Raw genomic sequence first — 22,242 nt, 5'->3', positions numbered from 1 at the left:
GTCATGTGCGCAGCCTGCCAGGCCTGCTCACACTTCGTCGACGGAATTACGGTCGAGGTCGGTCGGATCCGTCGGCCGGGGTACGCAGGGGGCCGACCCGCGCGGTGCGGGGCGGCCCCCTCGGCGTGTGCGGGCGGCTACCGGCCCTCGACGAGGCTCTTCGGGCGCAGGTCCGTCCAGTTGGTCTCGATGTACTCCAGGCATTCCTGGCGGGCGGCCGGGCCGTGGGCGACGGTCCAGCCGGCCGGGACGGCGACGAAGTCCGGCCACAGGCTGTGCTGGCCCTCGGCGTTGACCAGGACGGAGTAGACGCCGTCGGGGTTCTCGAAGGGGTTGGTGCTCATCGGGTGGTTTCCTTCCGTGTGACCAGGGCCTCAAGGGCCCGGAACCAGGTCTGCGCCAGATCCCGGACGGCCTCCTCGGTGAGGAGTTCGCCGGCGTAGGCCCAGTGGGCGCTCAGCTCGGGGCCGCCGGGGCGGTCCTCGGTGAGGGCGTTGAGGGTGAGGGCGTGGGACATCGGCATCCCGGGGTCGGCGTCGAGGTCGGCGGCGTCGCCCTCCGGCGCGTACGACCAGTCGGCGGCCTCGGGGACGTCGAAGCGGCCCATGTAGTTGAACTCGATCTGCGGCTCGGCGAGCCGGGCCAGTTCCGGACCGGTGACCGGGTTGAGGTGCCGCAGCAGGCCGTGTCCGACGCCGCCGGTGGACGGGCCCGTCAGGTGCTCGCGGACGCGGGCGACGGCCTCGTCGGGGTCGAGGCCCGCCGGGCCCGGGTCGAGGCGGACCGGGACGACGCTGGTGAACCAGCCGATGGTACGGGACAGGTCGGCGTTGCCGGCGAGTTCCTCCTCGCGGCCGTGGCCTTCGAGGTCGACGAGGACCGCGGTGCCGGGCTCCGCGCCCAGCAGCCGGGTGCGCCAGTCGGCGACGGCCTGCGCGAAGGCGGTCAGCAGCACGTCGTTGACGCTCGCGCCGTACGCGGCGGGCACCCGCCCGAGCAGCGGCCCGGTGACCTCGGCAGGCAGGGTCAGCGACAGGTAGCGGGTGCTCTCCACGGTGTCGCGTGCCGTGTCGAGCGGCCGGGCCAGCGGCAGGCCCGCGCCGTCCGCGAGGACCGAGGTCCAACGGGGCAGTTCGTCCTCGCGGGAGGGGTCGAGGGCGCGGGCGGTGAGCAGTTCGGACCAGCGGCGGAAGGAGACGTCCACGGGGGGCAGCTCCGGTGTGCGGCCCGCCGCGACGGCCGCCCAGGCGGTCTCGAGGTCGGGGAGCAGGATGCGCCAGGTCACGCCGTCGACGACGAGGTGGTGCAGGAGCAGCAGCAGCCGTCCCGGCCGTCCGGGCCCGGCGTCGAACCACACCGCGCGCACCATGTCGCCGGTGTCGGGGTCGAGTCCGGCGCGCGCGCTGACCGCGTGGGCGGAGATCGCCTCCCGCAGCGCGGTGTCGTCCGCGCCCGAGACGTCGGCGCGGGCGAGCCAGGACGCCACGTCGACGGTGCCCGGGGCGGGCACGCGCAGCGCCCACTGCTCGCCCCTGTCGCCCTTGTGGCACGGCTGGGTGCGGGTGCGTTCCAGGCGGGCGCGGAGCATGTCGTGCCGGTCGGCCACGGCGCGCAGGACCGCCAGTAGGCCGTCCTCGTCCAGGTCCGCCGGGGTCTGCAGGAAGGCGGCCTGGTGGTAGCCCCAGATGGGGCCGCCGCGCTCGCGCAGGGCGTGCATGATCGGGGTGAGCGGGACGAGGCCCGTGCCGTCGTCGTGGGTGCGGACCAGCTCGTCGCCCGCGAGCGGGACGGCGACCCCGGCGAGCGAGGCCACGTCGCGGTGCTGGAACACCTGACGGGGGGTGATCCGCAGCCCTGCCGCCCGGGCCCGGCTGACGAACTGCATCGCGACGATGCTGTCGCCGCCGAGGGCGAAGAAGTCGTCGTCGGTGCCGACGGCCTCGGCGGGCAGTCCCAGCACCTCGGCGACCAGGCCGCACAGGGTGCGTTCGGTGTCGTTGCCGGGCCTGCGGCCGCCCGTGCCCGCGGTGAAGTCGGGGGCGGGCAGCGCCTTGCGGTCCAGCTTGCCGTTGGACAGCAGCGGCAGCCGGTCCAGGACGACCACGGCGGCCGGGACCATGTACTCCGGCAGGCTCGCCGCCACGTGGGCGCGCAGGGCGGCGGGGTCGGCGGTGCGGCCCTCGGCGGGGACGACGTAGCCGACCAGCTGCCGCACGCGGGGCCGGTCCTCGCGGGCGGCGACGACGACCTGGGCCACGGTGCCGTGCGCGGCGATGGCGGTCTCGACCTCGGCGAGCTCGACCCGGTAGCCGCGGATCTTGACCTGGTCGTCGGAGCGGCCGGCGTACTCCAGCTGCCCCTCCTCGGTCCACCTCGCGAGGTCGCCGGTGCGGTACATCCGGGCGCCGGGCGGGCCGTACGGGTCGGCGACGAAGCGCTCCGCCGTCAGGTCGGGCCGGCCCAGGTAGCCGCGGGCCAGCCCGGCGCCGGACAGGTACAGCTCGCCGGTGACGCCGGGCGGGACCAGGCGCAGCGAGCCGTCCAGGACGTAGGCCCGCGTGCCCCGCACGGCGCGGCCGACGACGGGCCGGTCGCTGTCGGCGACCCGGCCGACGAGGGCGTCGACGGTGGCCTCGGTGGGCCCGTACAGGTTGAAGGCCTCGGTGGACCCCAGCGCCGCCAGGCGCGACCAGAGGGCGTCCGGCACGGCCTCGCCGCCGACGCCGACCACCGCCAGCGGGCAGTTTCCGTCGCGGATCAGTCCGGCGTCCGCCATCTGGGCGAGCAGCGACGGTGTGACCTCGATGAAGTCCAGCCCCTCGGCGCGGATCAGGGCGGCGAGCTGCTCCGCGTCGCGGCGCGTCTCGTCGTCCACGATGTGCAGCGCGTGGCCGTCGAGCAGCCACAGCTGCGGCTGCCAGGACGCGTCGAAGGAGAACGACCAGGCGTGGCCGACCCGCAGGTGGCGGCGCCCGGTCAGTTCCTTGGCGCGGTCGTGGAGGTCGTGGCGGTGGCTGTGGAAGAGGTTGGCGAGGCTGCGCTGGGTGACGACGACGCCCTTGGGGCGGCCCGTCGAGCCCGAGGTGTAGATGACGTACGCCGGGTGGTCGGGGGCCGGTGCCTGCGGGGCCGCCTCGGGCAGCCCGTCGAGGGCGTCCAGGTGCAGCACCGGGACACCGGTGTCCGGCAGGGACGCGGCGAGTTCCCGCGTGGTGAGGATCAGCCGCGGCGCCGCGTCGGCGAGCATGTCGAGCACGCGGTCGGCGGGCAGGTAGGGGTCGACGGGCAGGTAGGCGGCGCCCGCCGTCATGACGGCCAGGATCGCCGTGATGTGGTCGGCGGTACGGGGCAGCGCCAGCGCCACGATGCCCTCGGGGCCCGCGCCCGCGCCGGCCAGCACGCGGGCCAGCCGCCCGGTACGTGCGGCCAGTTCGGCGAAGGTCCACGTCACGGACGGGTCGGTGACGGCGACCGCGTCCGGGGACGCGGCGGCCTGCGCCGCGAAGAGGGCGGGGACGGTGGCGTCGCCGGCCCGCGGGAGCAGGGCCGTGTCGTTCCAGGCCTCCAGCAGCAGGCGCCGGTCGGCGTCGCCCAGGATGTCGATGCGGCCGACGGCGGTGTCCGGGTCGGCGGCCATCGCCGACAGGACGGAGAGCATCGCCGAGGCGATGCGCCCGGCGGCGGCCGGGGTGAACAGGTCGGGGCGGAACTCGGCCGTCAGGCGCAGGCGTTCGTCGGGCTCGACGGCCCATGCGAACGGGTAGTGCGTGGAGTCCTCGTGCTCGCGCACCGACAGGCGCAGCCCCGGCTCCTCCGGCTCCTCCGCGACCGGGTAGGACTCGAAGACCATCAGCGTGTCGAAGAGGTCGCCGAGTCCGGCGCCGCGCTGGATGTCGGCCAGGCCCAGGTGCTGGTGCGGCAGCAGGCGCGACTGCTCGTCCTGGAGGCGGTCCAGCAGGGCGCCGACCGGCTCCTGCGGGCGCAGCCGGACGCGTACGGGCACGGTGTTGATGAACAGGCCGATCATCGACTCGACGCCGTCCAGCTCCGGCGGACGACCCGCGACCGTCGCACCGAACACCACGTCGTCGCGGCCGGTCAGCCGGGACAGCACGACCGACCAGGCGGCCTGCACGAGGGTGTTGACGGTGAGCCCACGACGCCGGGCGAGCGCGCCCAGCGCCTCCGTCAGCTCCTCGTCGGCCTCGACCGTGTGGGTGAGCGGCACGACCGGCGCCCGGCCTGCGTCGGCGGGCACCAGGTGGGTGGCCTCCTCCAGCGCGTCCAGGGCCGTGGCCCAGGCGGCCGCGGAGGCCGCCGTGTCCTGCGCGGCGAGCCAGCGCAGGTAGTCGCGGTAGGGGGCGCCGGCGGGCGGGGTGGTCCCTTCGTAGAGGGCGGTCAGTTCCGCCATCAGGCGGGGCACCGACCAGCCGTCGAGCAGCAGGTGCTGGTGGGACAGGACGAGGCGGTGGGCGCCCTCGCCCGTCCGGGCCAGCAGCAGCCGCAGCAGCGGCGGTTCGGCGGGGTCGAAGCGGCGGCGTTCCTGCAGCAGCAGACGCTCCCACTCCTGCCCGGCGTCCGGGACGGCGGTGAGGTCGACGTGGCGCCACGGCAGCGGCACCGAGCGCGGCACGACGGCCACCGGGCGGCCGGAGGAGAGGTAGCGGAAGCCCGCGCGCAGGCTCTCGTGCCGGTCGAGCAGGGCCTGCCCCGCGGCGCGCAGCCGCTCGGGGTCGGGCTCGCCCTCGATGTCGTACGACACCTGGACGGTGTAGACGTCGGGGCCCTGGTCGCCGGAGTCGAAGGAGGCGTGGAAGAGCAGGCCGGCCTGGAGCGGGGTGAGCGGCAGCAACTCGGCCGTTCCGGCGCCGGGGAGTTCGGCGCGCTCGGCGTCGGTGAGATCCGGGAGCAGCTCGGTGTCGCCCTCCGTGTCCTCGCGGACGGTGTCGACGGCGACGGCCGCCAGGCCCGCGGGGGTCTTGTGGCGGAAGACGTCGCGCGGCGTGATCGTCAGCCCGGCGGCGCGGGCCCGGACGACGAGCTGCATGGCGACGATGCTGTCGCCGCCGAGGGTGAAGAAGTCGTCGTCGGCGCCGACCCGTTCGAGGCCGAGGACGGCAGCGACGAGCTCGCACATGCGCTCCTCGCGCGGGGTGCGGGGCACGGTCGCGGTGACCTGGGCGGCGAAGTCCGGCGCGGGCAGGGCCGCGCGGTCGAGCTTGCCGTTCGGCGTGAGCGGGAGTCCGTCCAGGACGACGAAGGCGGCGGGCACCATGTGCTCCGGCAGCGCGGCGGCCGCGTGGGCGCGCAGCGTCGCCGTGCCGGCGTCCTGCCCCGGAGCGGGGACGACGTACGCCACCAGGCGCTCGTCGCGCAGCAGGACGGTGGCCGAGGCGACCGCGGGATGCCCGGACAGCACTCCCTCGATCTCACCCGGTTCGACGCGGAAGCCGCGCAGCTTGACCTGGTCGTCGACGCGGCCCAGGTAGTCCAGCTCCCCCTCGCGCGTCCAGCGGGCCAGGTCGCCGGTGCGGTACATCCGGCTCCCGGGCTCCCCGTACGGGTCGGCGACGAACCGCTCGGCGGTCAGCCCGGCCCTGCCGAGGTAGCCGCGCGCCAGCTGGACGCCCGCGAGGTACAGCTCACCCGGCACGCCAGGGGGAACCGGGCGCAGCGAGGCGTCCAGCACATAGGTGCGGGTGTTCCACACCGGACGGCCGATGGGGACGGTGCCGGCCCCCGGCGTGACGTGGTGGGCGGTGACGTCGACGGACGCCTCCGTGGGGCCGTACAGGTTGTGCAGCCCGGCCGTGCCCAGCACCGCGTGGAAACGGGCGGCGAGCGGGGCGGGCAGCGCCTCGCCGCTGCAGATCACACGGCGCAGTCCGGTGCAGCCGGCCGCGGCCGGCTCGTCGAGGAAGGCACGCAGCATCGACGGCACGAAGTGCGCCGTGGTGACGCCGCTGTCCTGGATGAGCCTGGCGAGGTAGGCCGGGTCCTTGTGGCCCTCGGGGCGCGCCACGACGAGCGTCGCGCCGGTGATCAGCGGCCAGAAGAACTCCCAGACCGACACGTCGAAGCTCGACGGCGTCTTCTGCAGCACGCGGTCGTCGGCGGTCAGGCCGTAGGTGTCCTGCATCCACAGCAGGCGGTTGACGATGCCCTCCTGCGGTACGACGACGCCCTTGGGACGGCCGGTCGAGCCGGAGGTGTAGATGACGTAGGCGGGCCGGCACGGGTCGTACGCCTGCGGGAGCGGGCCGGTGGCGGCGTCCGCCGCCGGGGCGCCGTCGGCGTCGACCAGGAGGCGCGGCGCGTCGGTGTCCGGCAGGCCGACGCCGTCGGTGGTCACCACGCACACCGGGCGGGCGTCGGCGAGCATGAACGCCAGCCGCTCCGCCGGGTAGTCGGTGTCGAGCGGCAGGTAGGCGCCGCCCGCGCGGTGGACGGCGAGCAGGGTGACGACCAGGGCCGCCGAGCGCGGCAGCGCGACGGCCACCGTGGACTCCGGGCCGACGCCCGCGCCGGCGAGGACGTGGGCGAGGCGTTCGACGCGGGCGTCCAGCTCCGCGTACGCAACCGGGGTGTCCTCCACCAGCAGCGCGGGCGCGGCCGGGGTCGCGGCGGCCTGGGCGCGGAACAGCTCGGGGAGGGTGCGGCCGGGCACGGCGTGGCCGGTGGCGTTCCACTCCCCCAGGACGCGGGTGCGTTCATCGTCCTCCAGTACGTCCAGGTGCCCGACGGGCCGCTCGGGTGCGGCGGCGGCCTGCTCCAGCAGGCGTTCCATGCGGCGGGCGAGGAGTTCGGCGGTCGGCCGGTCGAAGAGGTCGGCGCTGTACTCGATCCAGCCCTGGATGCCGTTGCCCTCGCCCTGCTCGACGAAGTCGAAGCTGAGGTCGAACTTGGCGGTGTCCTGGCCGACCGGCTCCGGGCGTGCCGTGAGGCCCGGCAGCACGGGGGTGCCGGCGCGCTCGGCGAGATGGACGACCATCACCTGGAAGAGCGGATGCCGGGCCAGCGAGCGGCTCGGGTTGAGGGCTTCGACCAGCCGCTCGAAGGGCAGGTCCTGGTGCTCGTACGCGGCCAGGTCGGCGGTCCGGACGCGGCGCAGCAGCTCCGCGAAGCCGGGCGCGCCGGACAGGTCGGTCCGCAGCACGAGGGAGTTGACGAAGAAGCCGACGAGGTCCTCCAGGCGCTCGTCCGCGCGCCCGGAGACGGGCGCGCCGAGCGGGATGTCCTCGCCCGCGCCGAGCCGGTGCAGCAGGGCGGCGACGGCGGCCTGGGAGACCATGAACATGCTGGCGCCCTCGCGGCGGGCGAGCGCGCGCAGGGAGCGTTCCAGCTCGGGCCGGATCGTGAAGCCCACGGTGCCGCCGGTGTGCGAGGACTCCTGGGGGCGCGGCCGGTCGGTGGGCAGCGCCAGTTCCTCGGGGAGGCCGCGCAGGGTCTCGGTCCAGTACGCGAGCAGGTCGTCGCCGGAGTGCTCCAGCAGCTCGCGCTGCCAGAGCGTGTAGTCGGCGTAACTCACCGGCAGCGGGGCCCAGTCGGGGCCGTGGCCTGCGGCGCGCGCGGCGTAGGCGGTGCCGAGGTCGGCGAGCAGGGCCCGGTCGGACCACTCGTCGGTGGCGATGTGGTGCAGCACGAGCAGCAGTACGTGCTCGTCAGTACCGGTCGCGGACAGGTGGGCACGCAGCGGGAGTTCGCGCTCCAGGTCGAACGGCCGCGCGGCGATCCGGGGCAGTTCGTCGGGGGTCGCGGTGCCGAGCGTCACGCGCGCCTGCTCCGGGGCCAGGACGTGCTGGTGGGGCACGCCGTCCACGGCCGGGAAGACCGTGCGCAGGGTGGTGTGGCGGGCGACGAGGTCGTTCAGCGCCGCCTCCAGCGCGGCACGGTCCAGGGCGCCGGTCAGGCGCCAGGCGGCCGGGAGGTTGTACGAGGGGTCGGCGGCATCGACCTGGTGCAGCAGCCACAGCCGGCGCTGGGCCGAGGAGAGCGGCAGCCGCTCGGGCAGGGCGCGGCCGGCGGTCAGGGCCGGACGCTCCTCGGCGCCCCGGCTGTCCAGCAGGGTGGCGAGCCGGGCGACGGTGGGCGAGTCGAAGACGGCGCGCATCGTGACCTCGCCGCCGAGCGCGGTACGGATGCGGCTGATCAGACGCATCGCGAGCAACGAGTGGCCGCCGAGGACGAAGAAGTCGTCGTCGATGCCGACCCGTTCCAGGCCCAGCACGGCCGCGAACTGCTCGGCGAGCAGCTCTTCGCGCGGGGTGCGGGGCAGGCGGCCGCCGACCGCGGACGACAGGTCGGGGGCGGGCAGCGCGGCCCGGTCCAGCTTGCCGTTGACGGTGCGCGGCAGGGCCGCCAGGTTCACGAACGCCGCGGGCACCATGTGCTCGGGCAGCACGGCGGCGACACGGGCGCGCAGCGCGGCCGGGTCGGGCTCGTGGCCGGGGGCGGGGACGACGTACGCGACGAGGCGCGGCACGCCGGGGGTGTCCTCGCGGACGACGACGGCGGCCGTGGACACACCGGGATCGGCGGTGAGGACGGACTCGATCTCGCCGGGCTCCACACGGAAGCCGCGGATCTTGACCTGGTCGTCGGTACGGCCCAGGTACTCAAGGGTGCTGTCGGCCCGGCGTCGCGCCAGGTCGCCCGTGCGGTACATGCGCTCGCCGGGGGTGCCGTACGGGTCGGCGACGAACCGCTCGGCGGTCAGGTCCGGCCGGCCGAGGTAGCCGCGGGCCAGGCCCGCTCCGGCGAGGTAGAGCTCGCCGGCCACACCGAGCGGTGCCGGGCGCAGCCGCTCGTCGAGGACGTACGCGCGGGTGTTGTCCAGCGGCGCCGCCCACTCCGGTGCGCCGCTGTGGCGACCGTAGGCGTCGACGGAGGCTTCGGTGGGCCCGTACAGGTCGTGCACCTGGGTGCCGGGGAGCCCGGACAGCCGCTGCCACAGGCCGGGCGGGGTGGCCTCGCCGCCGACGGTGAGGACGGCGGGCGCGTAGCCGCCCGCGGCGAGGAAACCGTGGTGGGTCAGCTCGCCCAGGTAGGTCGGGGTGAGGTCGACGTAGTCGGCGCCGGTCTCCGCCAGGTGCGCGAGGAGCGCGGCCGGTTCCGTCATCGTCGTCTCGTCCACGACGTGCAGTTCGTGGCCGGCCAGCAGCCACAGCAGCGGGTCCCAGGAGGCGTCGAAGCTGAACGACGCGGTGTGCGCGGCCTTCAGGACCGCGCGGCCGGTGGCACGGACAGCCGGTTCGACCATGTCGCGCAGGTGGGCGCCGAAGAGGTTGGACAGGCCCCGGTGGGTGCCGATGACGCCCTTGGGGGTGCCGGTGGAGCCGGAGGTGTAGATGGTGTACGCGGCACTCGGCGGCGGGTACCCGGCGGGGTGTGCGAACTCGGCCTCGGGCAGTGGCCCGTCGAGCAGCAGCCGCGCGACGCCCGGCGTGGCCGGGAGGCGTTCGGCGAGGTCGGCGGTGGTGAGCAGGCAGACCGGGCCTGCGTCGCGGAGCATGAACTCCAGCCGGTCGGCGGGCAGGGCGGGATCGAGCGGCAGGTAGGCGGCGCCCGAGGCGAGCACGGCGAGGATCGCCGGGACCATGGCGTGCCGCCGCAGCGCGAGGGCCACCACCGTGCCCTCGGCCGCGCCGTGCGCACGGACCAGGGCGGCGACGGAGTCGACGCGGACGCCCAGTTCGGCGAAGGTCAGCGTGCCGGAGGCGGTCACCAGGGCCGTCCGCTCCGGGTGGGCCCGTACGGTGTCGGCGAGGATCTCGGGCACCGCCCGGGTCTCCGCTCCGTGCCGCGTCGTGTCGTTCCAGGCGACGGCGGCGGCCTCGTGCTCGGCGGGCGTGAGCAGGTCGAACTCCGCCAGCGGGAGGTCCGGGTGGGCCGCGGCCTGCCGCAGCAGCAGGACCAGGCGGGCGACGAGCAGCGCGGCGGTGGCCTCGTCGGCCAGGTCGGTCGCGTACTCCAGCAGCAGAGCCAGTGGGTGTGCCTCGCCGTGGTCGACGAAGGTGAAGTCGAGGTCGAACTTGGCCGTGCCGGTGTCCATGTCGAACCACTCGGTGGGCAGCCCGAAGACGTCGGGGTCGCCGTCGGGGCGGTGGTGGTAGCCCAGCATCACCTGGAACAGCGGGTTGCGGCCCGCTACGCGGGGCGGGTTCACCGCCTCCACGACCCGGTCGAAGGGCATGTCCTGGTGCTCGAAGGCCTCAAGGGCCGACTCGCGCACCCGGCCGAGCAACTGACGGAACGTCAGTGTGTTGCCGGACAGGTCGGTGCGCATCACGAGGGTGTTGACGAAGAAGCCGACGAGGTCGTCGAGACCGCTGTCGGTACGGCCGGCGATGGGCGCGCCGAGCGGGACGTCCTCGCCCGCGCCGAGCCGGTGCAGCAGCGCGGCGGTCGCGGCCTGGAACAGCATGAACATGCTGGTGCCGGTCGCGGAGGACAGCTCCCGCAGTTCCCGGCCCAGCCCCACGGGCACCTCACCGCGCACGATCGCGCCGGCGCCGGTGGGCGCGGCGGGACGCGGCCGGTCGAGCGGCAGCGCCAGCTCCTCGGGCAGGTCACGCAACCGGTCGGTCCAGTAGGCGAGCTGCGTGTCACCGACGGTGCCGAGCAGGCGCTCCTGCCACAGGGTGTAGTCCGCGTACTGGACGGGCAGCGGCTGCCAGGCCGGGGCGGAGCCCGCGGCGCGGGCGGTGTAGGCGGCGGTCAGGTCCGCCATGAAGGGGCGGTCGGACCACTCGTCGGTGGTGATGTGGTGCAGCACCACGGCCACCACGTGGTCGTCGGCGCCGACCCGGAACACCTCGCAGCGCAGCGGCAGGTGTTCCGTCAGGTCGAACGGGCGGCGCTGGGCCGCCTCGATCAGCCCGGGGAGGTCGGACTCGGCGCACTCGGCGACGCTGAACCCCGGCAGGGCTTCGGCCGCGGGGACGATCCGCTGGTACGGCTCGCCGTCCTGCTCGCCGATCAGGGTGCGCAGCGCCTCGTGGCGGGCCGCGACGTCGCCAAGGGCCCGGCGCAGTGCGTCGGTGTCCAGGGCGCCGCGCAGCCGGAAGACGAGCGGGAAGTTGTACGCGGCGCCGCCGCCGGTGAGGCCTTCCACCAGCCACAGGCGGCGCTGCGCGGCGGAGAGCGGGACGAGGGCGGGCCGTTCGGCGGCCGCGGTGAGCGCGGGGCGGGCGGGCCGTCCGGCGTCGGCGCGCTCCGCGAGCCGGGCGGGCGTCGGGGCCTCGAAGAGGTCGCGGATGGCGAGTTCGGCGCCGAGCTCGGTGCGGGCCCGGCTGACCAGGCGGGTGGCGAGCAGCGAGTGGCCGCCCAGGTCGAAGAAGCTGTCCTCGGCGCCCACCGACGGCAGGGCCAGCACCTCGGCGAAGAGGCGGCACAGCACCTCTTCCTGCGGGGTGCGCGGTCCGCGTCCGCCGCCGAGCGCCACGGCCGGCTCGGCGTCGGGCAGCGCCCGCACGTCGAGCTTGCCGTTGGCGTTCATCGGCAGCCGGTCGAGGGTGACGAAGGCGGCCGGGACCATGTACTCGGGCAGTTCGCGCTTCAGGTCCTCGCGCAGCACGCGGACCAGGGCGCTCTCGTCGCGGCCCGCGGCCGGGTCGTTGGCGTACGGGGCGCTGCCGCCGCCCGGCCGGTACAGCCCGGCGGTCGTACCGGTGGTGCCGGCCGGGACGAAGACGGCCTCGTAGGTGCCGGCTTCGGCGCCCCACGTCGTGAGCACGCGGCAGCCGAGGTCGGCGGCCAGGTCGTGCAGGGTCTCCGGGTCGACGCCGTCCGGACGGACGCGGCCGTCCGGCACGCCGCTGAGGCGCAGCCGCTCGGGCCGCTCCTCGCGCAGCCGCTCGGCAAGACCGGGCGACCACGCCACCACGGACTCCTCGCCCAGCCGAACGGAGGCCTCGCCGCGGTAGAGCACGGCGTCGTAGCGGTGCCGGGTCAGCTCGTTGTGGTGACGTCCGCGCTTGGTGCGCAGGTCGAGGCCGTAGCCGAGGTGCGCGAAGAAGTCCGGGTCGACCAGGAGTTCCTTCTCCAGGCGCAGGCCGCGTTCCACGGCCCGCTCGAACTCCTCTCCGTCGGTGCCCCGGGCGCGCTGGATCTCGGTGTGGAAGGTGCGGGCCAGCCGCAGGTTGCGGACGTCGCCGACGAAGAGCGCGCCGCCGGGGGCGAGCAGGTCCATGGCGCCCTGCACGACCGACTCCAGGTAGGCCACGCTGGGGAAGTACTGGATGACGGAGTTGATGACGACCGTGTCGAAGTACCCGGTGGGCAGCCCCTCCAGGTCGTCGGCGGGACGGCAGCGCAGCTCCACCTTGGCGGCCAGCTCCGGATCGCGCCGCAGCTCCTCGCCGATCTTGCGGATGACGGGGGCGGCGAAGTCGGTGGCCCAGTACGCATCGGCGTCCGGGGCCAGCCGCGACAGCAGCAGGCCGGAGCCGACGCCGATCTCCAGGATGCGGCGCGGGCGCAGTTCGCGGATGCGGGCGAGGGTGGCCTCGCGCCACTCGTGCATGTCCTCGAAGGGGATGGGCTGCCCGTCGTAGGAGCTGTCCCAGCCCGCGTACTCCTCGGTGAAGACGGCGGTGGAGATCTCCTCGTACTCGTCGGAGTAGATCTCCTGCCACTCGCCGACCTGGGCGCGCTCGGTGGACTCGCGCTCGGTGGCGTCGGCGGGGGCCGGGACGACGTAGCCGATCAGCCGGTCGTCGCGGACGACGACGGCGGCCTGCGAGACGCGCGGGTGGCGGCTGAGGGCGGTCTCGATCTCGCCGGGCTCGACGCGGTAGCCGCGGATCTTGACCTGGTCGTCGGTGCGCCCGAGGAAGTCGAGGTTCCCATCCGGGTTACGCCGCACCAGGTCGCCGGTGCGGTACATCCGCTCGCCGGGCTCGCCGAAGGGGTCGGCGACGAACCGCTCGGCGGTCAGACCCGGCCGGTCCAGGTAGCCGCGGGCCAGGCCGATGCCCGCGATGTACAGCTCGCCGGGGACGCCGTCGGGCACCGGGCGCAGCCAGGCGTCGAGGATGTGGGCGCGGGTGCCGCGGATGGGGCGGCCGACGGTGGGCGTGGCGCTGTCGTGGGTGCCGCCGCCGAGGGTGTTGATGGTGTACTCGGTGGGGCCGTACAGGTTGTAGCCGTAACTCCCCTCGGTGTCGCGCAGCCGCGTCCAGACCGCCTCGGGGACGGCTTCGCCGCCGAGCAGCACCAGCGGCGGGACGTGCCCTTCGAGCAGGCCCTCCTCGATGAGCAGCCGGGCGTAGGTCGGGGTGACGTTGACGACGTCGATGCGGTGCCGCTCGCAGTAGGCGGTCAGCGCGTGGGCGTCACGCCGCAACTCCTCGTCGCAGACGTGCACTTCGTGGCCCTCGACGAGCCACAGCAGCTCCTCCCACGACATGTCGAAGGCGAAGGAGACGGTGTGCGCGACGCGCAGCCGCCGGCCCCCCGCCGCGGCGATCGCCGGTTCGAAGATCTCCTTCTGGTGGTTGAGCTGCATGTTCGTCAGGCCCCGGTAGGGGGTGACGACGCCCTTGGGGCGGCCGGTGGAGCCCGAGGTGTAGATGACGTACGCGGGGTGCTCCAGGCTGAAGCTCGCGACGACCGGGGCCTCGGACAGCTCCGCCAGCTCGGCGGCGACGGACGGATCGTCGAGCAGGACGCGCGGGGTGCGGGCGTCCAGGGTGGCGGAGACGGCGGCGTTGGTCAGGAGCAGCAGCGGCCGGGCGTCCTCCAGCATCAACGAGAGCCGGTCGGCCGGGTGGTCCAGCTCCAGCGGCAGGTAGGCGGCGCCGGTCCGCAGCACCGCGAAGAGGGCCACGACCATCTCGGCGGAGCGGGGCAGGCCCAGCGCGACGACCTTCTCCGGGCCCGCGCCGCGGGCCAGCAGCAGCCGGGCCGTGCGGTTCACGGCCGCGTCGAGTCCGGCGTAGGTGAGGGTGCGCTCGCCGAAGACGAGGGCGGTCGCGTCCGGGGTGCGGGCGGCCTGCGCGGCGAGGAGGTCGGCGATGGTCTCGGTGGGCTCCGGGACGCGGCTGACGGCCCACTCCCGCTCCAGGGCGGCGTGTTCGGCGGGCAGCAGCGGGTCGAGACCGCCGACGGGGGCCGTCAGGTCCTGCGCCAAGCGCTCCAGAAGGAGGGTGAAGCGGTCCAGCAGCGCGCGGGCGGTCTCGTGCGGGACGACGTCAGGCCGGTGCGCGAGCGTGACGAGGACGCGCTGCCCCGGCGTCACGATCAGGTTGACGGGGTAGTGCGTGGCGTCGACGTTGGCGACGGCGGTGGCGCCGTGCTCGGTGCGCAGCCGCTCCAGCCGGTCCTCGGTGTCGTTGTTGCGCAGCACGAAGAGGGTGTCGAACAGCCGCCGGTGACCGGTCTCGGCCTGCAGCACACCGAGGCCCAGGTACTCGTACGGCATGAGTTCCAGGCGCTCGCCCTGGATGCGCCGCAGCAGGTCCAGGACGGGCTCCGCCGGGTCGAGGTGGACGCGGGCGGGAACGGTGTTGAGGAACATGCCGATGACGTGTCCGACGTCCGGCACCTCGGTCGGCCGGCCCGCGACGGTCGTACCGAACACGACGTCGGTGCGGCCGGTCGCGGAGGCCAGGGTCAGGCCCCAGGCGGCGTTGAGCACCGTGTTGAGGGTGAGGCCGTGGGCGCGGGCCCGCTCGCGCAGCGAGTCGCCGAGCTCCGCGGGGAGCACCGCGTCCAGCTGCTCGGGGATGACGGGTTCCAGGCCCGCGTCGGCGACGGCCGGGACGAGCAGGGTGGGCTCCTCCAGGCCGGCCAGCGCGGCGCGCCAGGCGGCGGTCGCGGCGGCGTCGTCCTGGGTGCCGAGCCAGGCCAGGTAGTCCCCGTAGGAGCCGGGGCGCGGCAGGCCGGCGTCGTCGCCGCCCGTCGCGTAGAGGGCGAAGAGCTGGTCGAGGAAGAGCCAGGCGGACCAGCCGTCCCACAGGATCAGGTGGCGGCCGATGACGAGGCGGTCGCCGTGCTCCGCGCCGCGGCGTACGAGCAGCATGCGGAACAGGGGCGGCGCGGACAGGTCGAAGCGGCGGGTGCGCTCCTCGTCCATCAGGGCGCGCAGCCGCACCTCCTGCTCGGCGGCGGGCAGTTCCGACAGGTCGACGGTCTCCAGCGGCACTTCGGGCTCGGCGACGATGAACTGCACCGGCTGGCGCAGCCCGTCGCTGGTGAACCCGGCGCGGAGCCCCGGGTTGCGGTCGAGCAGGGTGCGGGCGGCGGCGCGCAGCCGGTCCTCGTCCAGGCGCTCGGCGAAGTCGAAGGTCTCGTGGACGGTGTAGACGTCCAGGGCGCCGTCGTCGTAGGCGGAGTGGAAGAACAGGCCTTCCTGGAGCGGGGCGAGCGGCCAGATCTCGGCGACGGCTCCCCCGGCGGTGCGGTGGACGCGCTCGGTCTCCCCGGGCGTCAGCTCGGGGCGGACGGGGCCGGTGCGCTCCGGGGCGGTGGCGCCGGTGCGGGCGGCCAGGGCGAGGGCGGCGGGGGTGCGGTGCTCGAAGACGTCGCGCGGGGTCAGTTCGAGACCGGCGGCGCGGGCGCGGCTGGCGACGCCTATGGAGCTGATGCTGTCGCCCCCGAGGAGGAAGAAGTCGTCGTCGGGGCCGGTGTCCGGCAGGCCGAGGACGGCCGCGAAGACCTCCGTCAGCGTCCGCTCGCGGTCGGTGCGCGGGGCGCGGGCGGGGGCGCGCTCGGCCTCGGGCGCGGGCAGCGCGGCGCGGTCGAGCTTGCCGCTGGGGGTCAGCGGCAGCGCGTCCAGCACGACGAAGGCGTCCGGGACGAGCGGCGCGGGCAGCAGCTCGGCCACGGCGGCGCGCAGGGCGGCGGTGTCCGGGCGGCAGTCGCGCGTCGGGACGACGTACGCCACGAGGCGCTGCTCGCGCACGGTCACCGCGGCCTGGGCGACCTGCGGGAGCCGTACGAGGGCGGCCTCGGTCTCGCCGGGCTCGATGCGGTTGCCGCGCAGCTTGACCTGGCGGTCGGTGCGGCCCAGGTACTCCAGGACACCTCCCCCAGCCTCCGTCCGGGGGGACCCCCAACGCCGGCGCACGAGGTCGCCGGTGCGGTACATCCGCTCGCCGGGCGCGCCGTACGGGTCGGCGACGAAACGCTCGGCGGTGAGCGCGGAGCGGCCGTGGTAGCCGCGGGCGAGCTGCACTCCGGTCAGGTAGAGCTCGCCGGGCACGCCGTCCGGCACCGGGCGCAGGCAGGCGTCCAGCACGCGCAGGCCCGTGTTCCACACCGGGCGGCCGATGGGCACGGTGGTGTCCGGGGCGCCGTCGAAGGCGTGGTGGGTGACGTCGACGGCGGCCTCGGTGGGCCCGTAGAGGTTGTGCAGCGGCACCCCGGTGAGCGCCTGCCAGCGCGCGGCGGCGGCGCCGGGCAGGGCCTCGCCGCTGCTGAGCACGCGACGCAGGCTCGCCGCCCACGAGGCGTCGGCGGTCACCTCCGGCGTGCTGAGGAACGCCTCCAGCATGGAGGGCACGAAGTGCATGGTGGTGATGCGCTGTTCGCGGACGAGCCCGGCGAGGTGGACCGGGTCGCGGTGCCCGTCGGGCCGGGCGAGGACGACGGCGGCGCCCTCGCACAGCGGCCAGAAGAACTCCCACACGCTGACGTCGAAGCTGGACGGGGTCTTCTGCAGGACGCGGTCGTCGGCCGTCAGGCCGTACTCGCCCTGCGTCCAGGCGAGGCGGTTGACGACGGCGCGGTGGGTGACGACGACGCCCTTGGGGCGGCCGGTGGAGCCGGAGGTGTAGATCAGGTACGCCGGGTCGTCGGGCCGGGCCGCCGCACCCGCACCGTTCACCTGGGCGTCTTCGGCGGGGGCGTCGACCAGCAGCGGTGTCAGGCCCTCCACGGCGGGCAGCCGCGGGGCGTCGGCCGCCGTGGTGACGACGGTGGTGGCGCCTGAGTCGGCGAGCATGTAGGCGACGCGCTCGGCGGGGTAGTCCAGGTCGACGGGCAGGTAGGCCGCGCCGGACTTGAGGACGCCGAGCAGCGCCACCATCAGTTCCGCCGAACGCGGGACGGTGACGGCGACGAAGCCCTCGGGGCCGGCGCCGCGGGCGCGCAGCCGCGCGGCCAGCGCCTCGGCGCGCGCGTCGAGTTCGGCGTACGTCAGGGTGGTGTCGCCGTACACGACGGCGGTCGCGCCGGGGGTACGGGCGGTCTGCGCGGCGATGGCGGCGGGCAGCGTCGTCGCCGGGACGTCGCGGGCGGCGCCGTCGAGGTGGGCGGTGGCGTGCTCGTGCGGGGTGAGCAGGTCGACGGAGCCGACCGGGCGGCCGGGGTCGTCGGCGATGGCTTCCAGCAGCAGCGTGAGCCGGTCGCCGAGGGCGCGGACGGCCTCGGCGTCGATCCGGCGCACGTGGTGCTTGAGCCGCAGGTCCATGCGGCGGCCGGGCTTCACGATGAGCGCGAGCGGATAGTGCACGGTGTCGTGGAACGCGTGGCCGCTGACGCGCACGGTGCCCGAGGGGTCGGCGAGGCCGGTCTCGGCGGGGTAGTTCTCGAAGACGACGAGGGTGTCGAAGAGTTCGCTGCCGCCCGCGTGCCCGGCGGCCCGCTGGATCTCGGCGAGGCCGAGGTGCTGGTGGTCCAGCAGGGTGCTCTGCTCGTCCTGGAGGCGGCGCAGCAGCGTGCCGAGGCCGGTGGCCGGGTCCCAGGCGAGCCGGGTCGGCAGGGTGTTGATGAACAGGCCGACCATGGAGTCGATGCCGTCGACGGCGGCGTCGCGGCCGGAGACGGTGGTGCCGAACACGACGTCCTGCTGTCCGGTCAGCCGGCCCAGCAGCAGGCCCCAGGCGCCCTGCACGACGGTGCCGAGGGTGACGCCGAGCTCGCGGGCACGGGCCGCGAGGCGGGCCGTGACGCGCTCGGAGAGCTCCACGCGGATCTGCGCGGGCTCCACCGGGCCGCCGTCCGCGGGCGCGTCCACCAGGCGCGTCGGGCCTTCGAGCCCGGCGAGCGCGGTACGCCACGCGGTGCGGGCGGCGTCCCGGTCGGCGGCGGCGATGCGGCGCAGGTAGCCGGCGTACGCGGGCACCGCGGGCAGCGGCGCCGGGTCGTCCGCGTACAGGGCCATCAGCTCGCGGTGGAGGACGGGCAGCGACCAGCCGTCCGCGACGATGTGGTGGAACGTCAGCAGCAGGCGGCTGCGGTCCGCGCCCAGGCGGACGAGCGCGCAGCGCAGCAGCGGCGGCCGGGCGAGGTCGAAGGGCCGGGACCGCTCGTCGGCGGCGACGGCGTCCGCGAGGCCGCGGCGCACGCCGTCCTCCTGCGCGGACAGGTCGACCTCGCGCCAGGGCAGCACGGCGCCACTGGTGACGACCTGGACGGGCCGGCCGTCGGGGAGCTGGCGGAAGCAGGCGCGCAGCGGAGCGTGCCGCTCCAGGAGCCGTTCCATGGCGCGACGCAGCGCTGCGCCGTCGACGGGGCCGGACAGCTCCACGGCCTGCTGCACGACGTAGGCGTCGTGGTCGGCGCCGTCGACGAGGGCGTGGAAGAAGAAGCCCTCCTGCAGCGGGCCGAGCGGCAGCACCTCGTCGACGGTGACCGCGAGGTCGCCGCGCACGGCGGCCAGTTCGGCGTCCGTCAGGGACAGCAGGGGCGCGGCCTGCTCCTCCGCGGTGGCGTCGTCCGGGCCGCCTTCCTCGGCGACCTCGGCGAGCGCGGCGACGGTGCGGTGCCGGAACACGTCGCGCGGGGTGAGGCGCAGGCCGGCGCGGCGGGCGAGGACGAGCAGTTGGATCGCCACGATGCTGTCGCCGCCGAGCGCGAAGAAGTCGTCGTCGATCGTGACGGTCCGCACACCGAGGGCCTGCGCGTACAGGGCGCACAGCAGCTCCTCGCGGGGGTCGCGCGGGGCGCGGCCCGAGCTGAGGGCGGCGTAGTCGGGGACGGGCAGGGCGGCGCCGTCGAGCTTGCCGCTGGGCGTCACCGGCAGCCGGTCCAGGGGCACGAGGGCCGCGGGGACCATGTACTCCGGCAGGAATTCGGCGGCGTGCGCGCGCAGCGTGCGCATCAGCGCGGTGACGTCGCGGAAGGGCGCGGGCCGGTTGGCGAACGGGCGGCCGCCGCCGGGCCGGTACAGCGGGCCCGGGTCGGCGCCCTCGGCGGTGAAGACGGCGTCGACGCTGCCGTCGTCGGCGTCCCCGGTCCAGGTCAGGGCGGCGGACAGGCCGTGCCGCGCGGCGAGTTCGTGCAGCGATTCAGGATCGACGCTGCCGGCGCCGTCTGCGCCGGGGCGGCTGCTGTCGTCGAGGACGGCGAGGGCGTCGAGGTCCTCGGTGAGGCGGGCGTTGGGCACGGCGGTGACGCGCAGCCGCTCCGGGCGCGCGGCGAGCCGGGCGTCCAGGGCGTCGAGGCCGCCGAGGGCCGCCCAGGCGATTTCGTCACCCGTGTCCGGCTCCACCGAGGTGGGTGCCGGGCGCAGTTCGACGTCGTAGCGGTAGCGGGTCAGCTCGTTGTGGTGGACGCCGCGCTTGACGCGCACCTGGGCGGCGAAACCGTCGAGACCCGCGAACCAGTCCGGGTCGACGAGGAGTTCGCCCTCCCACGCCACCGAGCGGTCGACGGCGGCGCGCAAGGCCTCCTTGTCGGCGGCGTCACCGGCGGCGCCCTCGTCGCCGGCACCGCGGCGGCTCTCCACGGCGGCGCGCAGGGTGCGCAGCAGCCGCAGGTTGCGCACGTCGCCGACGAAGATCGCACCGCCGGGGGCGAGCAGCGCGGCGGCCTTGCGCAGCACGTCCTGGAGGTAGTCGGCGCCCGGGAAGTACTGGGCGACGGAGTTGATGACGACGACATCGAAGTGGCCCTCGGGCAGTCCGGTGGTGTCGTGCGCGGGGCGGGCCGACAGCTCGACGCGACCGGCGAGTTCCGGTACGTCGCGGATCTGGGCGCGCAGCGCGGCGACGGCCTCCTCGGAGACGTCGGTGCCCCAGTACGCCTCGCAGCCGGGGGCCAGGCGGGACAGCAGCAGGCCGCTGCCGACGCCGATCTCCAGGACGCGGCGCGGCGCGAGCGCGGCGATGCGCTCGACGGTGGCCGTCCGCCACTCGCGCATGTCGGCGAGCGGGATGGGCAGCCCGTCGTACATGCTGTTCCAGCCGGCGAAGTTCTCCTGGAAGCCCTCGGAACCCGCGGCGGAGTAAAGGAGTTCGTGCAGGTCCTTCCACTCGGCGACCTCGGCGTCGGCGTCGAGCGACGGCACGACGTAAGCGGCCAGCCGCCGGTCGCCGGGCCGGTCCTCGCGGACGACGACGGCGGCCTGGGCGACGCCGGGGTGGGCGCGCAGCACCGACTCGATCTCGCCGGGCTCGATGCGGAAGCCGCGGATCTTGACCTGGCTGTCGACGCGGCCGAGGAACTCCATCCGCCCGTCGGACTTCCAGCGCACGAGGTCGCCGGTGCGGTACAGCCGCTCCCCCGGTTCGCCGAAGGGGTCGGCGACGAAGCGCTCGGCCGTCAGGTCGGGGCGCCCGAGGTAGCCGCGGGCCAGCCCGGCGCCGCCGAGGTAGAGCTCTCCCGCGACACCGGCGGGGACCGGCCGCAGCCGGGCGTCGAGGACGTAGGCGCGGGTGCCGGGATCGGGCACGCCGATGGGCACGATGGTGCCGGCCGGGGTGTCGGGATCGCACAGGCCGAGCGTGGAGTTGGTGGTCGCCTCGGTCGGGCCGTAGGCGTTGAACATCATGCGGCCGCGCGCGTAGCGGCCGACGAGTTCGGGCGAGACGCGCTCGGTGCCGGCGAGCAGCGTCGCCTCCGCGGGCAGGCGCACGTCGTCGGGCATGGCGGCGAGCAGCGCGGGCGGCAGGATCATGAAGGTGATGCCGTGGGCGTTCGCGTAGTCGGCCAGCGGCGGGCCGGGGACGCGTCGTTCGGAGGGTACGACGACGAGCCGTCCGCCGGAGAGCAGGCCGAGGCACAGGTCCCAGAAGGCGACGTCGAAGCTCGGGGAGGCGAACTGCAGCACCCGGCTGTGCGGGCCGATGCCGAAGCGCTCGCTCTGGGTGGCGACGAGCTTGGCGACGCCGGCGTGGGAGAGGACGACGCCCTTGGGCCGGCCGGTGGAGCCGGAGGTGTAGATGACGTAGGCGGCGTTCGCGACCGTCAGCCGGCCGCCGGACCCGGGGTCGTGGGCCGGCAGCCCGGCGAGCTCGGCGACGGTGTCCGGGGCGTCCAAGAGCAGCGTGGGCACCTCGCCGGGCAGGTCGGCGGCGACCTCGGCGGTGGTGACGAGGCACACCGGCGTGGCGTCGGCGAGCATGTAGGCGACGCGGTCGGCGGGGTAGTCGGTGTCGACCGGCAGGTAGGCGGCGCCGGACTTGAGCACCGCGACCTCGGCGACGATCAGCTCGGCCGAGCGCGGCACGGCCAGTGCCACCACCGTCTCGGGGCCGGCGCCCCGGGCGACGAGGGCGTGGGCCAGCCGGTTGGCGCGGGCGTCGAGTTCGGCGTAGGTGAGGCGGACGTCCTCGAAGACCAGGGCGGTCTCGTCGGGCCGGGTGCGGACCTGCTCGGCGAACATGGCGGGCCAGGTGGCGAGCGGCACGTCGTGGTCGGTGTCGTTCCACTCGTGGAGGACGCGGTGCCGCTCCGGCCCGTCGAGCAGCGCGAGGTCGCCGACCGCGCGGTCGGGGTACGCGGTGGCGTCGGCGAGGAGGGTGGCGTAGTGGCCGAGGATCCGGTCGACGGTGGCGGCCTCGAAGAGGCCCGGGTGATAGGCGGCGTGGACCTCGCCGGACGCCACCCGCAGTTCGAGGTCGAGAGGACCGCCGGCCCAGTCGCCGACGGCGAAGCCGGTGTTGCAGAGCAGACCGCCGCCGCGGGTCGCCGCGGCGCCCAGCTCGGCGGCGAGGACGGTGGCCGGGGCGCGGTGGGCACGGGCCCGCTCCGCGGCGTCGGCCACCCGCGCGGTGAGCCCGGCGAAGGTGGTGTCGGCGGTGAGGGCGACGCGCAGCGGCAGGCCGTCGTGGGCGAGGACGAGGTCGGTGGCCCCGCCGCCGTAGTGGTGGAGCAGGGCGACGTACGCCGCGAGGTGCCGTTCCTGACCCGAGGCCGTGCCGGGCAGGGCACGGGAGCGGACCGCGGCCGGTCCCGCGGGACGCTGCGGATAGGGGAAGTCGACGGGGAGAACGGTCTCCTGTGCGAGCGGAATCAGCCGCTCGCGCCAGAAGTCCTTTGCCGCCATCGCCAGTTCTTCGTTACCCGACACCGGTG

General features: G+C 75.3%; 2 protein-coding genes. Both read right to left on the bottom strand.

The window, feature by feature from the left end:
* Nucleotides 1-137 precede the first annotated feature (137 nt).
* Nucleotides 138-344 (bottom strand): MbtH family protein, encoded by a 207-nt coding sequence (locus AC1VWI_RS41110; protein ID WP_499516160.1) that lies wholly within the window; start codon nucleotides 342-344, stop codon nucleotides 138-140.
* A complete protein-coding gene (locus AC1VWI_RS41105) occupies nucleotides 341-22,213 on the bottom strand; it encodes a non-ribosomal peptide synthase/polyketide synthase (protein ID WP_499517034.1) in 21,873 nt (7,290 codons plus the stop codon). Before AC1VWI_RS41105 ends, AC1VWI_RS41110 begins: the two co-directional genes overlap by 4 nt.
* Nucleotides 22,214-22,242: the final 29 nt, after the last annotated feature.

The sequence above is a fragment of the Streptomyces sp. TOM-9 genome, assembly GCF_056858595.1.
Note: the sequence above shows the minus strand (reverse complement) of the source record. Positions and strands in the feature narration are given on the sequence as shown.

Bases quoted from the DNA above. Each gene is read 5' to 3' on its own strand.
- AC1VWI_RS41110 (WP_499516160.1), bottom strand. From the start codon at position 344: ATGAGCACCAACCCCTTCGAGAACCCCGACGGCGTCTACTCCGTCCTG.
- AC1VWI_RS41105 (WP_499517034.1), bottom strand. From the start codon at position 22,213: ATGGCGGCAAAGGACTTCTGGCGCGAGCGGCTGATTCCGCTCGCACAG.